This window comes from Bacillus sp. B19-2 (genome assembly GCF_022832475.1).
Lineage (GTDB): Bacteria > Bacillota > Bacilli > Bacillales > Bacillaceae > Bacillus > Bacillus paralicheniformis.
Window position 1 is genome coordinate 1,017,956 of sequence record NZ_JALHKQ010000002.1, and the last position, 14,025, is coordinate 1,031,980.

Genomic DNA, 14,025 nt, shown 5'->3' on the forward strand with positions numbered 1-14,025 from the left:
ATGAGTCAAACACTTTTCATTGACGGAAAGTGGGTGGGCGCCAAAAAAGGCGAGACCCGCCACATTATCAATCCTTACAATCAAGAGCATATTGAAACCGTCAGTGAAGGAGACAGAGAAGATGCTGTTCGGGCGATTGCCGCAGCGCGCCGCGCCTTTGACGACGGCGAGTGGGCGAATACGCCGGGTCTTGAACGAGGCAACATCGTATTAAAAATCGCCGAACTGATCAGACGCGACCACGAAGAGCTGGCAGAGCTTGAATCGCTTGACACCGGCAAGACGCTTGAAGAAAGCAGAGCCGATATGGATGATATTGCAAACGTATTTCAATATTATGCAGGGCTTGCGGATAAAGATGGAGGAGAAGTCATTTCTTCACCGATTCCCGATTCTAAAAGCGAAATTGTCAGGGAGCCGGTCGGTGTCTGCGGGCAGATCACCCCATGGAACTATCCGCTCCTGCAGGCCAGCTGGAAAATCGCTCCGGCTTTGGCGGCGGGCAACACAATCGTTGTCAAACCAAGTGAAATCACACCGCTGACAACCATTAAGATCTTCAAGCTGATGGAAGAAGCCGGTGTGCCTAAAGGGGTTGCCAACCTTGTTCTCGGCCCCGGGGCCACTGTCGGCGATGAACTAGCCAGAAATACAGACGTCGACTTAATTTCTTTCACCGGCGGAATTGAAACCGGAAAGAAAATCATGCAGGCTGCAAGTACGAATGTGAAAAAAATTGCGCTTGAGCTTGGCGGGAAAAATCCGAATATTGTGTTTAAAGACGCAGATTTTGACGTAGCGGTTGACCAGGCGCTGAATGCGGTATTCTTCCACGCAGGACAGGTTTGCTCCGCGGGCGCTCGTCTTCTCGTTGAAGAATCCATTCATGACGAGTTTGTCGCAGAGCTTGTCAAACGTGCGAAAAAAATCAAGCTCGGCAACGGATTCCACGAGGAGACGCAGAGCGGTCCGCTCATTTCAGCTGAACACCGCAGCAAAGTAGAAAAATATGTGGAAATCGGCCTGCAAGAAGGCGCCAAGCTGGAAACAGGCGGAAAGCGTCCGGAGGACCCTGAACTTGCAAATGGATTTTTCTATCTGCCGACGATTTTCTCGGGCTGTACATCAGATATGAGAATCGTTCAGGAAGAAGTATTCGGTCCTGTATTAACAGTTGAATCATTCAAAACAGAAGAAGAAGTTGTCTCACTTGCAAACGATACGATTTACGGCTTAGCCGGCGCCGTTTGGTCAAAAGACATCGAAAAAGCGGAACGCGTCGCTTCCAAACTGCGCATGGGAACCGTCTGGATTAATGATTTCCACCCGTATTTCGCACAAGCGCCTTGGGGAGGTTACAAGCAGTCAGGCATCGGCCGCGAGCTTGGCCGCATGGGCCTTGAAGAATACACAGAAGTGAAGCACGTCTACCGCAATACGAAACCGGCGGCTGTCAATTGGTTTAAAGCATAAGAAGGAGGAAATGATTCATGACTTTAAATATGAAAGTAGAAGCGATGAACAAATTCCATACGTTTGAAATCCCGACCGTTATTAAGCATGGAATCGGAGCCGTTAAACATGTGGGTGAAGAAGTGAAAAAGCTTGGCGTTTCAAAAGCGCTGCTTGTCACAGACCCCGGCATCTACAAGGCAGGTGTCACAAACCCGGTCGTTGAATCCCTTCAGGAAGCAGGCGTTGAAGTTGTCGTCTTTAATAAAGTCGAGCCGAATCCGCCTGTCCGTCTTGTCGCTGAAGGTTCCAAGCTGTATGCTGAAGAAAACTGCGACGGCCTTGTAGCAGTCGGCGGCGGAAGCTCAATGGATACGGCGAAAGCGATCGGAGTCGAAGCCACTCATGAAGGCTCGGTCCTTGACTATGAAGCGGCAGAAGGAAAGAAGCCGCTTGAAAACCGGATTCCTCCGCTCACAACGATCCCGACGACTGCCGGAACAGGCTCAGAAGTTACACAATGGGCGGTTATCACAGATGAAGAGCGCGAATTTAAATTCAATACGGGCGGTCCGCTGATTGCTGCTCACTTGACCGTTATCGATCCTGAATTGCATGTATCAATGCCTCCGCATGTCACAGCGATGACAGGCGTTGACGCTTTAGCTCACGCCATCGAGTGCTATACGATGAAATTTGCCCAGCCGATAACTGACGCGGTGGCCCTTCTTGCGATCGAATACGGCGCACATTACATCCGCAGAGCGTTTGCCGATGGCGAAGATCTTGAAGCGAGATACGGCATGGCGCAGGCGGCTATGCTTGCAGGTCTTTCTTACGGAAGCGAATCTGCAGGCGCTGCTCATGCGATGAGCCAGACGCTAGGAGGAATCATTCCTGTCGCGCACGGCCAATGTGTGGCGGCGATGATGGGGCCTGTAATGGAATACAACTGGAAAGGCTACCCTGAAAAATTCGCCCGCATTGCAAAAGCATTCGGAATTGACACAAGCGGCATGTCTACAGTGGAAGCGGCTAAAGCTGCAGTGAACTGGATGTATCAGCTTGTGGAAGACTTGGAGATTCCTAGTCTTGAAGAGCAAGGTGTATCACCTGACATGATCGACCGCCTTTCAAAAGAAGCGATGAAAGACCCGCAAACGGTGGGAAACCCGAGAGACCTGAACGAAAAAGCGTACAATTGGATTTATAAACGCTGCTTTAATCTAACCCCGAAAACTGTATAAAGAAATGCATGAAGCCCGCTGTGTGAGCGCACAGCGGGCTTTCTTAATTTGAGAAAAAAAGGGAAGCGTTGTAAAATAAATCACATCTTGATAAAAGGGGATGGGTTGCATGTGGAAAAAGCACACGGCTGTCGCAGAGAACGTATACATAGCGGACACACCGTCATTTGTGACAGAGAAACAGGCAAAGATTGTGATCGATTACGGGGGAATACCGGGTGATCTGCATTTTGGACTGACGAAAAAAGCGGGAGCAAGGGAGCCGATGTATAAAAGAGGAACAGAGATTTTCAACAGGAGGCAGATTTCAATTGTCTCGGTCGAAGAATGTCTTGAGATTGCCGGACGGCTGAACATTCCTGCGGTCCTTCCGGAATGGCTCGGGGCCAATATCGCATTAAGCGGACTGCCTGATTTAACCTCATTAAGAGAAGGAAGCAGAATCGTTTTTCCAAGCGGCGCCTCTCTGTTGAGCGAGGGTGAGAATGAGCCGTGCATTCAGCCCGGAGAAGTCATTCAGGAGCAGTTTCCCGACAAACCGAAGCTTGCTTCGCGCTTTGTGCGCCATGCGATGGGAAGAAGGGGAATCGTCTGCGTTGTCGAACGCCCCGGCTTGATCCATCAAGGCGACCAGGCAGAAGTGTGGGCGTATTCGCCTGCTGCCATGAACGACGCCAGGTCGTTTGCCTGAGCGGATGAAAAGCCCCGGTCTCTAAAACCGGGGCTTTCCGCTTATTGCAATAGTTTTTGTTTGATTTCGTTGATCTGTTTAATATGCCTTCTTTCATGGTGGCCGATGAAGTCGAGCCACTGCCTGACCGTAAGCTCTTCGAAAACCGGATGCGGCAGCACCCTTTGAAAATCTTCATCGTGAAAGGCGGCGATGACTGAAGTTAATTGTGTTCTGACATTGTCGAGCTCAGCTTTGAGGGTTAAAGCATCTGCCGTTTTTCTTTCAGGCTCTGCATATGGAGGCGCCTTTCGTTTGGAGCTTCTGTCTTCCGACTGATGCACCGGTTTATCTTCGATTGTTTTGACCGGTGCATGCTTGATTTGTTCCTTCAGGATTTGAAGTGCCATCAGGTCGATTCTTTTCAGGTGGTCGATCACTTCTTGAATGCTCCATTCGTCCTCTGCCGGCCTTTTATTCAGCGTTTCGTCTGACAGGCCTTGGATCTCGCTCCAAAGTTCTTTTCTCGCTTCATTAAAAATGCTCATCATATCCCCTCCTGTTTTTACTGTACCATATCGCAGGCTGGTAAAATAACCAAAAAACACTCGATTTTCGCATCGCCATCGGATATGCTTAAGAAAAATAAATAGAAGGAAGGATTTATTTGAGAACAACATTGTACCCGTATATCGCATTAGTGATCGGGGTGCTGGCTGTGTCTTCCTCCGCCATCTTTGTCAGACTGTCAACGGCTGACGCTGGAATCATCGCTTTTTATCGTCTCTTTTTTTCCGCTTTGCTGATCTTTCCTTTTTTCTGGGGAAAAAGAAAAGAAGTCTTGAGTTTTTCGAAAAAAGACTGGCTGTTTTCAGCGGCAGCGGGGTTCTTTTTGGCATTTCATTTTATTTTATGGTTTCGTTCGCTTGAATACACCTCAGTGGCGAGCTCGGTTGTTCTTGTTACGCTGCAGCCGATTTTTTCTTTTATCGGTACATACTTTTTATTTAAAGAAAGAGTCTCGTTCGCCGGGATCATCAGTGCGCTGCTCGCGATCGGCGGAAGCGCGTACATCAGCTGGGGGGATTTCAAAGTAAGCGGACAGGCCCTCTACGGCGACATTCTTGCGCTGTTGGCATGTGCGCTTGTAACCGCATATCTGCTGTTTGGCCAGCATGTCAGAAAACACCACAGTTTGACCGTTTACACTTTTATTGTGTATGGAATCAGCGCCATCACTTTATGTCTGTACTGTCTGTTTTCGGGCGCCGCCTTTTTTTCTTATCCTTCGTCAGATTGGGGGTACTTCTTCCTGCTTGCCGTCATTCCGACTTTGCTCGGCCACTCGCTGTTTAACTGGGTGCTGAAATGGCTGAGCACAAATATGATTTCTGTGGCGATTTTATTTGAACCTGTCGGAGCGGTTGCGCTGGCGTATTGGATTTTAGACGAATCCGTCATGATGACGCAGGTGATCGGCGGAGCGGTCATTTTTTTAGGTATCATTCTGTTCATGGCCTCGCAAAGCATGAGGAAAAACACCGTCACGGCCGTGAAAGGGAAAACGCATAAGGCGCTTTAAAGTTTGCACCTTATCCGGTCAAAATATCTTCGCTTGAATAGCGGATGTTTTCCTGTTCAGGTCTGGCCAGGGAAAACGCCAATGTGAGCGGTCCGAGTTTTCCGAGAAACATAATGAAAATAATTAGTATCTTTCCAACAGGGGTCAGGTCAGCCGTAATCCCCATTGACAGGCCGACCGTGCCGAAGGCTGATACGACTTCAAACAAAATCGCCAAAAACGGCTTAGGCTCTGTCATATTTAAAATAAAGACAGCCGCTAAAATCAACAGCACACTGATAGTCGAAATAGCGAGCGAACGAATGATCAATTGGTCTTTCAGCGTTTTTTTTGCTATCGAAATATGTTTTTTGCCTTTTAAAAAAGTGATAACCGACAGGAGAATGACAAGAAACGTCGTCAGCTTGATTCCTCCGCCGGTCGATGCGCTCCCCGCTCCGACAAACATAAGAAGAAGCAAAAGTGTGATCGTGCTTTCGTTCAGGCTCCCGATGTCTGTCGTGTTAAACCCGGCTGTTCGCGGGGTCACGGCCTGAAAATAGGCGCCCCAAAGTTTTTCAGCTGGCGGAAGCATGCCGAGCGTTTTTTGATTTTGATACTCAAGCAGAAAAATGAAGATCATGGCTGACAAATTGATGATAAACGTACCGTATATCATCAATTTCGAATGAAGGCTTAACTTTTTAAAGTTCCGCTTATGCCATAGATCAGACAATACGGTAAATCCTATCCCGCCGATGATAAACAAAAAACTGATCACCAGGTTGACGAGCGGATCGCCTTCATACCGCATTAAACTGTCCGGCCAAATGGAAAATCCGGCATTGTTAAAGGCGGAAACCGCGTGGAACAGGCTGTAGTAGACGCCGCGTGCGAAACCGTATTCAGGAACCCATTTGACAGCCAGTATCAGCATGGCCAGCATTTCGATCGCGAAGGAGTAAATAAACAAACTTTTGATGAGCTTAATGATCCCGCCTAAAGAAGTTTGATTGAGCGATTGTTGAATCAACAGCCGTTCTTTCAGGCCGATTTTTTTTCCGAGCATGATAAAAATAAGGACCGCAAATGACATGATGCCGAGCCCCCCGACCTGGATGAGAACGAGGATCATGAGCTGACCGAACATCGTATAATCCGTGCCTGTATCAACGACGGCCAAACCGGTAACAGTCATCGCCGAGGTCGATGTAAAAAGCGTATCAATCCAGCCTATGGGTTTGGACGTCGCTGCCGGCGTCTTCAATAAAAGGGTTCCTAATATGATGAAAAATAAAAACACCAGCACGAGCAGTTGGGACGGGCTTAATTGAATCTGTTTAAACTTCACGGTTAATCGCCCTTTTTTTCAAAGGTCTCAATATCTTTGTTTTGCCCGATCACAATCAAAATATCGTTTTCATATATCATGTCATCAGCGCTCGGTGCGATGATGAAATGCCCGTCTCTTTTTATGCCGACGATGTTGCAGCCGAAGTTGGCGCGTACATCGATATCCCCCAGGCTTCTTTTGTCCAGCTTTTTTGTTGCCACAATTTCGACGATGCTGTAGTTTGGCGACAGCTCAACAAAATCGATCATCTTTTCCGAGGTGATATGGCTGGCTATCCGCTTGGCCATATCTTTTTCGGGATGAATGATACGATGGACGCCGATTTTATGCAGGACCTTTTGGTGATAGTCATTTTGCGCTTTCGTCCATACTTTGGGAACGCCCATTTCAATCAGCAAAAGAGAGGTCAGAATGCTTGCTTCAATGTCATCGCCGAATGATACAAATGCGTGATCGATGTTGCGTATCCCGATTTGTTTCAATGTATTTTCATCAACGGCATTGGCGCAAATGGTGTAGGTTGCATAAGCAGAATATTCGTTTACTTTTTCTTCGGATTTGTCGATGCCGAGGACTTCCGCCCCTTTTGCGTGGAAGGCTTTCACAAGGCTGCCGCCGAACTGGCCGAGCCCGAAAACGGCATAAGATTTCTGCATCCGTGTTCACCCTTTTACCTGTTTTTCTTATAGTGTTTACTTTTTTAAAAGAAAAACACACAGGGATATACAGAATCCGGAAGAGTGCAAAGCCGGAGAGCCGCCTTGAGGCGGCTTCGATGTCAGCTGAGTGAGCCTCCGGTTTCGCGAATGTCTTGTTCGTGAAGGGCGGAGACGACGGCGGCTATCCTCAGTCCTTCGACGATCGTTTCAAGGCTGAGGCTCGGCTCATGCTTATCGACTGTTTGTTCGGGGAGATACGGAATGTGGATGAACCCGCCGCGGATGTTTGCCGAGGTGCGGTCTATACGGTGCATTAACTGGTAAAATAGATGGTTGCATACGAATGTTCCAGCTGAATTAGAGACGGAGGCCGGGATTCCGTTTTTTCTCAACTCTTTCACAATGAGTTTGATCGGAAGCGCGGACCAGTAAGCTGCAGGCCCCTCTGCAGCGATAGGTTCATCGATCGGTTCCCGTTCTTCATTATCCGGAATGCGGGCGTCATCAATGTTGATTGCGATGCGTTCCGGAGTCATGTGAGCCCGGCCGCCTGCTTGTCCTACACAAATGACGATATCGGGCTGGTGCTTTTCGATCGCTTTTTCCAAAACGGCCGCTGAATGATGAAAAACGGTCGGAATCTGCTCCGCTGCGATAGAGACGCCTTCGACTTTTTCTCCGTTCAGCTGTTTTACAGCTTCCCAAGACGGATTGACCGTTTCTCCCCCGAAGGGGTCAAAGCCTGTCAGCAGGACTTTCTTTCCCATATCGATCCCTCCTGAAAATGAATATAAAGTGCAAAATACCCATTCAGAAGATGTCTGAATGGGTATTTTTTAAATATTTTATGCTCCTGATCCCCGGGATGCGAGAAGTACCTGATCTCCTTGAGAAGCCGCTTCCGGTGCATGGTTTACGAATGAAAAGCTGAAAACTGCGCCTAATACAACTGCTGTTAATAATACTTTTTTCATTTTATTCTCCTCCTCTTCCGGCGAGCTTGCTCGCCTTGTCTGTTTTAATGTAAAAGTATATGGCTTCTTCATATAACTTTTCTCGCCTGTAGTAATTCGCTACATCCATCAATAATTCCTCCAAATCTACCCAGGCTTTTTCATTTTCTAACTGGTGAACATAGTCCTTGATTATTTCCAGTTTATTCTGTGTATCAGAATATAATGTATATAAAATTTTGAATTTCAATTCGAAAATTTCGCTGTTCATTTCCCGGGATTTGTTAAAGCCCACTTCGATCCATTTAAATGCTTGTTTGTGTGCGTTGGTTTTGAAAAGAGACCTTGTGTTTTCATAAACGCAAAGAAGGTAAGCATACTTGGCTTTCGTTTCAAAATCTTTGATTGCAAAAGCTTTATTGTAATACTTTAGCGCTTCCTCCTGCTTGTCTTCCTTACTCTTCAAAAAGCCCATATTATAGTAGGTACACGGTAAAAGGTATTGGTCGCCGATTTTTTCGGTTTTTTCAATTGCTTCCTTTAACAATACTTCACTTTCGGAAAACTTAAATTGGTCAATATAATTGAGTCCGATCAGCATTTTGCAGTTGATGACCCGCTTGGCATACCCGTCATACCCTTGGAAGATGCCGGAGGCGATGTTGATGTGATGAATCGACAGCCACGTCGCTTTTAAGTTGTAATACAAAACACCGATTTTATAATGAAATTCGGCTTTTTCAATTTCATTTTGAATGACGCTCAGCCTTTTTTCCGCTATTCTGAAAAAATTGAGCGCTTCTGTATGGTTTTGCTTGTAGTCCTCATAAATCCCTTTGAACAGGTAAAAATAATAATTCAGCTTGTCGTCCGTACTTTTTGGATCTTTGTCCTGAAAACTGATGGCTTCCAATTTTTCGGTGGAAGATTGGGAGATATCTTCAAGAAGGAGCCTTAAGCGAAAATCGAGCATTTGATAATAGAGAAGAACGTCATGATCTTCTTCCATTTTTTCAATTGCTTTATCTATGTCATCTTTCATTTCGATTGAGCCTGAAATGTCTCGTTTTTTCATCAGTATGTACCAGTCGTTGAGCATATTGGCGACTTCTTGTGAAGCCACGGCTTTGGCCATTCTCTTCCCTCCAATCTTTGTGAATTTTTTGTAAATTGAAGTTCTATTAATCATAGCATAAACTGCTGCCGTCTGTGAATAACGCTGAAATGCAAGTTCGCCGGTGAAAAGTTCATTTCTGAAATTAAATCGTCATTTTCCAAAAAAAGTGCGCGAAAAAAGCGAAAACCGCGCCAAGCGGAATACAGGAGATCATTGCGGTTCCGTTGACCAGCCCGTCAGCTCCGCTTATTTTCAGGGCTTCCCGGTAGCCTATTAAAAAGTGGATGATCGATAGGACGTAACATAGGAGCATCATATAGTAAGGATTCATTTGCATACCTCCTCTATTCGCTTTACTATATTACATTCAATAGAGGGGAAGATTATGCCTGTTTAAACAGGAAAAAGAACAAAATATTATAGACGAAAAGAATTTCAATTACAATACATGTTTTTTAAAATATTTCCACTATAATCAAGATGATAGATAAATTTAGGGGGTCATACGAAATGAAAAAAAGGCTGATGTCACTATTGGTCTGCATCCTGGTTTTAGTGCCGGCAGCAGGGGCTTTTGCCGCTCCGAAACAGGCCGAGCTTCAAGAGTATCTTGGAGAAATAGGAATGACAGAAAAAGAATTGGAAGCTTATTTACAGGATACATATGATGAAAGTTTAAAAGATTTTGAGTCGGTGGAAGAGTTGAAAGATTTTTTAGGGCAAAGACTGACTAAACAACTTTTGGCATCCTATTTAAAAGAATACGGATTGAGCGAAAAAGAAGCGGCTGACCTTTTTGTTGAAAATGGGTATATGGAAAGCGGCCAAAACATTCTCGACGTGTTTATGTTTGAATACGAATTGGACGATGCGCTTTTCACTGTGACATATGAAGGAGAAGACGATTTTCAGATCGGGAACATGTTTCAAGAATTAGGTGTGGATGATCAGGAGTGGGAAAGACTCGTGAATCATCTCCGAAAAGTGCGCGATAACAATCCGAACCTTGAAAATGATTTGATGGCTCTTGGAGAACGTCTTGAAGCGGTAGCCGATTTCGAGTCTGTATCAGAGCTGTCAGCTCAAGATATCGCTGAAATGCTGTCCATTTTAAACGATCTTCAGAAGACGCTTGAAGTTAAAACGAAATACTATCTTGTTAAAGACGGAAAGAAAAAAGAAGTGTCTTTGACAACGCTTGTCAGCGCGGAAGATGTGAAGGGAGCAAGCCTTCTGGTGGAAGTATACGATCTGCAAGGCAATTTCATTTTGGATGTATTGCTGACGCCTGACATGATCGGATCTGATTTAATTCATGACACAGGGTCAAAAGTGAAGCAAACCCAAACGGCTGTCAAACATGATGCAAAGCCATCTCATGTGAAAAAGACGGTTAAAGGTGCAAAGCTTCCAAAGACGGCCGGGCATTACGCGGAATGGTCTATCTTAGGCGCCGTTCTGATGTTTGGCGGCTTCTTCATGATCAGAAGGCTTCGCAAAGCGGCTTAACATGTCACTTCCCATTCTAATTATGTAGAGAATGGGAAGTTTTTATAAGGAGTGAAAGGAAATTAAGGCACATCGAAAAAAGATCATCTGGCTCGCAGCTATTGCGATGGTTGTGTGCGGCGGTTATTTTACAACAACGAATGTGTTCAAGTTAATGCACGGCTACGCTCTTTTTTCATTTCAGCAGATGAAAGAAGAAGAAAAGCCTGAAAAACCTCCGATGCAGACGGCGAAAAAAGAAAAAACGGTGATTGATCAAACATTTAAAACCGGGGAGAAAATCGGTGATCTTGTCATTCCGAAAATCAATGCAAGGATTCCTATATATCACGGGACAGATGAAGACGAGCTGCAAAAAGGCGTGGGCCATTTCGCAGGTTCCGTTCTGCCTGGAGAAGATGACAACTCGGTTTTATCTGGGCACCGGGATACGGTTTTCCGAAAACTCGGCCGAGTGGGGAAAGGCGATCAGTTAATTGTTGAAGCTTCCTACGGAACTTTTACATACAAAGTGAAAAAGGTACGGATCGTGGATGCGGATGACCGGACGGTGATTGTACCAAAGCCGAGAGCGACATTGACGGTTTCCACCTGCTATCCTTTTAACTTTATCGGTTCAGCACCGGAGCGGTATATATTGGTCGCAGATTTGATTAAATCATAAAAAACAGCGGAATCAGGTGAGTCCGCTGTTTTTTGTATTACCTCCTGTTTGATCTGTTTTCCAGGAGTTTTGGCGCGGTTAGCAGCAGTAAACAAAGGACGATTGTGCAGACAACGAAAGACGGTAGCATATATGTTCCGTTATATACTAATGAATAAATCCATACCGGAGTGCCTTCAGGCGCATAGTTTCCAAAAAAGACAGCGCCGCTGATGACATGCGCGAGAAATTTCAGTCCGCTTCCGAGAAAGACGGCCAGCGTAACATAGAAAATGATCTTTCCTTTTTGTTTCTCGATTGAAGCATTTCTGATCGATCCGGCAAAAAAACCGCCGATTCCCGCGGCTGTCGGCGCGATAAAGTAATCAAGAAAAAGCTGCAGAGGATGAACTACGTAATATCCTCCAGTGACAAACTGAAGCAATCCGGCTAAAAACCCGGTTGCCAGCCCTGCCTTCAGCCCCCATCTAAAGGAGATCAGGAAGATCGGAATCATCATGACGGCGATTGAACCGCCTTGAGGCATTTTTAAAAACATTCCGGACACCATATCAAGTATAAGTGCTATTGCTGTCATAATCGCAATTTCAATCAGCTGTACAAGTTGTTTAGATTGATTCATCTTAACCCTCACTTTTGATGAACAAAGGGATACTGGACTTCTTTCCCAATAAAAAAAGCAATGCGGGGAAGGAGTAGGAAAGTTTTCCACGCACTGCTTTGGATGCAATTAGAAATGACTTTGCCACATCCCTACGCCAGCGTTAACTAACAGGTTCAAAGGGTCAGAACGGTCGTTCACTCTCAGCCTCGAGGCTCCCCTTGTGGTCATCAAGTTATTTAGTTATATTCTACTATACTAAAAAAAGAAACGGACGACAAGCTGATTTTTCGAAAAATTTTGCTTAATTTCTCCAATATGTAGCAAGTCAAACATCTTTTCCTTTATAATAGAACTTATTCGTACGTACAAGATCAGTAAAGGGTTGATCTGATGGGTGAACTTACAAAATACAGCATGGTGAAAAATAAAATTAAATCGTGGATATATGAAGGCAAAGTGAAGCCGGGCGAAAAAATTCATTCGGAAAACGAATTGATGAAAATATTTGATGTGAGCAGGCATACGATCCGGCAAGCGATTGGCGACCTTGTTCATGAAGGGCTTTTATACAGAGAGCAGGGCTCAGGGACGTATTGCTCTCACCGTCTTCAGCTTTCTGAAAAAGGAAGGGAAAGAAATAAGATGATCGGGGTCATGACGACTTACCTTTCGGATTACATTTTTCCTTCTATTATAAGAGGAATCGAATCGTCACTGTCCAGTGAAGGATATACCCTTGTCGTCGCGAGCACCAATAATGACAATGAAAAAGAAAAACAATGCCTTGTGAATATGCTTGACAAAAAAATTGCTGGGTTGATCGTGGAGCCGACGAAAACAGGAAGCTTTAACCCGAATTTAAGTTACTATTTGACGCTTGAACAACATCATATTCCGTATTTGATGATCAACCAATTTTATCAGGAGCTAAATCCGCCCCATTTCATTTTGGATGATGAACACGGCGGTTTTATCGCCACGGAGCATTTGATTAAGCTCGGCCATGAAAAAGTGTTCGGTTTCTTTAAACAGGACGATATGCAGGGCGCCAACCGGATGAAAGGATTTATCCGTGCTTTCAGAGAAAACGGCTTGTCGTTTTACCCTGAAATGGTCGTGACGTACACAACAGAGAACAAAAAACAAAAAACGATAGCTGAAGCCAGGAAGCGGCTTTCTTCATCAGACCGTCCGACTGCTATATTCTGCTATAACGACGAGATCGCGCTTATGGTGTTGGATGTCGTGAGGGAATTCGGTTTGAAAGTGCCGGAAGACATATCGATTGTGGGATATGACGACTCACACTTGAGCGAGGCATCTGAAGTGAAGCTGACGTCAGTCACTCATCCGAAAATGCAGATGGGGATTGAGGCGGCAAAATGGATGATTGCCAAAGTTGAGGGACGCAACACGGATCAGCTTGAGCATTCCACCGTCTACAAACCTGAACTGGTTGTCAGACATTCGACCGCCAAGCTGAAAAGGTAGGCTGTATAAGCTTTATCCGCCAACCAGCGTGAATGAAAATATATCCTGTTAAAAAGCTCCGGAATGAGAAGCTTTTTATTCAAGTGAAAGCTGATAGCGGAGAGTTTAATGTCATCCTCGAAGCTTCGGACCATGTGCAGCTTTAGCAAATTGATTTTAAAGACCGCTGTATACTTTTATATAGAAGAAAGCGGTAAGGAGAAATAAATGGCGTCAATTGCCGGCTGGTCGAGATAATCAGGATTCATCTGAGCCAAAATCATTTGATTATTATTTTTTTAAAAAAGCTATTGTGCAAAACGTAAATAGATGTTATATTAGTATCCGCCCCTAAAAAGGAGGCTTTATAAAAACAACTTCGAAAATCTTTTAAAAAAAGTTGTTGACATTCACAATGATAGAATGTTATATTAGTAAAGTCGCTTCTTCGAGAGGCGGAAATGATCTTTGAAAACTAAACAAGACAAAACGTACCTGTTAATTCATTAAATAAATCGCACATTTGTTGTGCGTAGTCATTATCAAACTTCATGGAGAGTTTGATCCTGGCTCAGGACGAACGCTGGCGGCGTGCCTAATACATGCAAGTCGAGCGGACAGATGGGAGCTTGCTCCCTGATGTTAGCGGCGGACGGGTGAGTAACACGTGGGTAACCTGCCTGTAAGACTGGGATAACTCCGGGAAACCGGGGCTAATACCGGATGCTTGATTGAACCGCATGGTTCAATTATAAAAGGTGGCTT

General features: G+C 45.2%; 15 protein-coding genes, 1 rRNA gene and 1 riboswitch. Of the genes, 8 read left to right on the top strand and 8 right to left on the bottom strand.

Annotated features, from left to right (window positions below; translation table 11 throughout):
• From betB to MST20_RS12330, 3 genes are all read left to right on the top strand, one after another.
• Positions 1-1,473 carry a betaine-aldehyde dehydrogenase gene (betB, locus tag MST20_RS12320; RefSeq protein WP_243942491.1) on the top strand — a complete coding sequence of 491 codons (1,473 nt, stop codon included), beginning with the start codon at positions 1-3 and terminating at the stop codon, positions 1,471-1,473.
• 17 nt (positions 1,474-1,490) lie between these two features.
• A complete protein-coding gene (locus MST20_RS12325) occupies positions 1,491-2,699 on the top strand; it encodes an iron-containing alcohol dehydrogenase (protein WP_020452714.1) in 1,209 nt (402 codons plus the stop codon).
• 109 nt (positions 2,700-2,808) lie between these two features.
• Entirely contained in the window at positions 2,809-3,390 is a 582-nt protein-coding gene (locus MST20_RS12330; RefSeq protein ID WP_243942493.1) for an MOSC domain-containing protein, read from the top strand.
• A 41-nt stretch (positions 3,391-3,431) separates the two neighbouring features.
• On the opposite strand, the gene MST20_RS12335 is transcribed toward MST20_RS12330, so the two are convergent.
• The gene (locus MST20_RS12335; RefSeq protein WP_075751231.1) at positions 3,432-3,920 is read right to left on the bottom strand and encodes a DinB family protein; all 489 of its coding nucleotides are present in this window, start codon (positions 3,918-3,920) and stop codon (positions 3,432-3,434) included.
• A gap of 116 nt (positions 3,921-4,036) precedes the next feature.
• Between MST20_RS12335 and MST20_RS12340 the strand changes: the two genes are divergently transcribed.
• Positions 4,037-4,951, top strand: coding sequence for a DMT family transporter (locus tag MST20_RS12340; protein ID WP_243942495.1), 915 nt, complete (start codon positions 4,037-4,039; stop codon positions 4,949-4,951).
• 10 nt (positions 4,952-4,961) lie between these two features.
• On the opposite strand, the gene MST20_RS12345 is transcribed toward MST20_RS12340, so the two are convergent.
• From MST20_RS12345 to MST20_RS12365, 6 genes are all read right to left on the bottom strand, one after another.
• Positions 4,962-6,281 (bottom strand): TrkH family potassium uptake protein, encoded by a 1,320-nt coding sequence (locus tag MST20_RS12345; protein ID WP_243942497.1) that lies wholly within the window; start codon positions 6,279-6,281, stop codon positions 4,962-4,964.
• Between the two features lie 2 nt (positions 6,282-6,283).
• Positions 6,284-6,940, bottom strand: coding sequence for a potassium channel family protein (locus tag MST20_RS12350; RefSeq protein WP_152846720.1), 657 nt, complete (start codon positions 6,938-6,940; stop codon positions 6,284-6,286).
• 122 nt (positions 6,941-7,062) lie between these two features.
• Entirely contained in the window at positions 7,063-7,710 is a 648-nt protein-coding gene (pcp, locus tag MST20_RS12355) for a pyroglutamyl-peptidase I (protein ID WP_243942498.1), read from the bottom strand.
• Between the two features lie 78 nt (positions 7,711-7,788).
• Entirely contained in the window at positions 7,789-7,917 is a 129-nt protein-coding gene (locus MST20_RS21185) for a hypothetical protein (protein WP_255204467.1), read from the bottom strand.
• 1 nt (position 7,918) lies between these two features.
• Positions 7,919-9,031 (bottom strand): response regulator aspartate phosphatase, encoded by a 1,113-nt coding sequence (locus MST20_RS12360; protein ID WP_165427881.1) that lies wholly within the window; start codon positions 9,029-9,031, stop codon positions 7,919-7,921.
• Positions 9,032-9,155: 124 nt separating this feature from the next.
• Entirely contained in the window at positions 9,156-9,344 is a 189-nt protein-coding gene (locus MST20_RS12365; protein WP_003184678.1) for a hypothetical protein, read from the bottom strand.
• 179 nt (positions 9,345-9,523) lie between these two features.
• On the opposite strand from MST20_RS12365, the gene MST20_RS12370 reads away from it, so the two are divergent.
• Together MST20_RS12370 and MST20_RS12375 are read left to right on the top strand one after the other, a co-directional pair.
• The gene (locus tag MST20_RS12370; RefSeq protein WP_243942500.1) at positions 9,524-10,522 is read left to right on the top strand and encodes a processed acidic surface protein; all 999 of its coding nucleotides are present in this window, start codon (positions 9,524-9,526) and stop codon (positions 10,520-10,522) included.
• A gap of 106 nt (positions 10,523-10,628) precedes the next feature.
• Complete coding sequence (locus MST20_RS12375; protein ID WP_243942502.1) at positions 10,629-11,186, top strand: class D sortase; 558 nt, start codon at positions 10,629-10,631, stop codon at positions 11,184-11,186.
• A gap of 37 nt (positions 11,187-11,223) precedes the next feature.
• Here MST20_RS12375 and thiT read toward each other — a convergent pair whose 3' ends face one another.
• Positions 11,224-11,808 (bottom strand): energy-coupled thiamine transporter ThiT, encoded by a 585-nt coding sequence (gene thiT, locus MST20_RS12380; RefSeq protein WP_243942504.1) that lies wholly within the window; start codon positions 11,806-11,808, stop codon positions 11,224-11,226.
• A gap of 111 nt (positions 11,809-11,919) precedes the next feature.
• A riboswitch (TPP riboswitch) is annotated at positions 11,920-12,019 on the bottom strand.
• Positions 12,020-12,180: 161 nt separating this feature from the next.
• Here thiT and MST20_RS12385 point away from each other — a divergent pair.
• The gene (locus tag MST20_RS12385) at positions 12,181-13,281 is read left to right on the top strand and encodes a GntR family transcriptional regulator (RefSeq protein WP_165427877.1); all 1,101 of its coding nucleotides are present in this window, start codon (positions 12,181-12,183) and stop codon (positions 13,279-13,281) included.
• A 527-nt stretch (positions 13,282-13,808) separates the two neighbouring features.
• Positions 13,809-14,025 (top strand): 16S ribosomal RNA (locus MST20_RS12390); the annotation flags it as partial.

Excerpts from the sequence above, each read along its gene's own strand:
- thiT (WP_243942504.1), bottom strand. The coding sequence starts at position 11,808 with ATGAATCAATCTAAACAACTTGTACAGCTGATTGAAATTGCGATTATG.
- MST20_RS21185 (WP_255204467.1), bottom strand. The coding sequence starts at position 7,917 with ATGAAAAAAGTATTATTAACAGCAGTTGTATTAGGCGCAGTTTTCAGC.
- MST20_RS12385 (WP_165427877.1), top strand. The coding sequence starts at position 12,181 with ATGGGTGAACTTACAAAATACAGCATGGTGAAAAATAAAATTAAATCG.
- MST20_RS12365 (WP_003184678.1), bottom strand. The coding sequence starts at position 9,344 with ATGAATCCTTACTATATGATGCTCCTATGTTACGTCCTATCGATCATC.
- MST20_RS12335 (WP_075751231.1), bottom strand. The coding sequence starts at position 3,920 with ATGATGAGCATTTTTAATGAAGCGAGAAAAGAACTTTGGAGCGAGATC.
- MST20_RS12350 (WP_152846720.1), bottom strand. The coding sequence starts at position 6,940 with ATGCAGAAATCTTATGCCGTTTTCGGGCTCGGCCAGTTCGGCGGCAGC.
- MST20_RS12375 (WP_243942502.1), top strand. The coding sequence starts at position 10,629 with ATGGTTGTGTGCGGCGGTTATTTTACAACAACGAATGTGTTCAAGTTA.
- betB (WP_243942491.1), top strand. The coding sequence starts at position 1 with ATGAGTCAAACACTTTTCATTGACGGAAAGTGGGTGGGCGCCAAAAAA.
- pcp (WP_243942498.1), bottom strand. The coding sequence starts at position 7,710 with ATGGGAAAGAAAGTCCTGCTGACAGGCTTTGACCCCTTCGGGGGAGAA.
- MST20_RS12370 (WP_243942500.1), top strand. The coding sequence starts at position 9,524 with ATGAAAAAAAGGCTGATGTCACTATTGGTCTGCATCCTGGTTTTAGTG.
- MST20_RS12325 (WP_020452714.1), top strand. The coding sequence starts at position 1,491 with ATGACTTTAAATATGAAAGTAGAAGCGATGAACAAATTCCATACGTTT.
- MST20_RS12330 (WP_243942493.1), top strand. The coding sequence starts at position 2,809 with ATGTGGAAAAAGCACACGGCTGTCGCAGAGAACGTATACATAGCGGAC.
- MST20_RS12360 (WP_165427881.1), bottom strand. The coding sequence starts at position 9,031 with ATGGCCAAAGCCGTGGCTTCACAAGAAGTCGCCAATATGCTCAACGAC.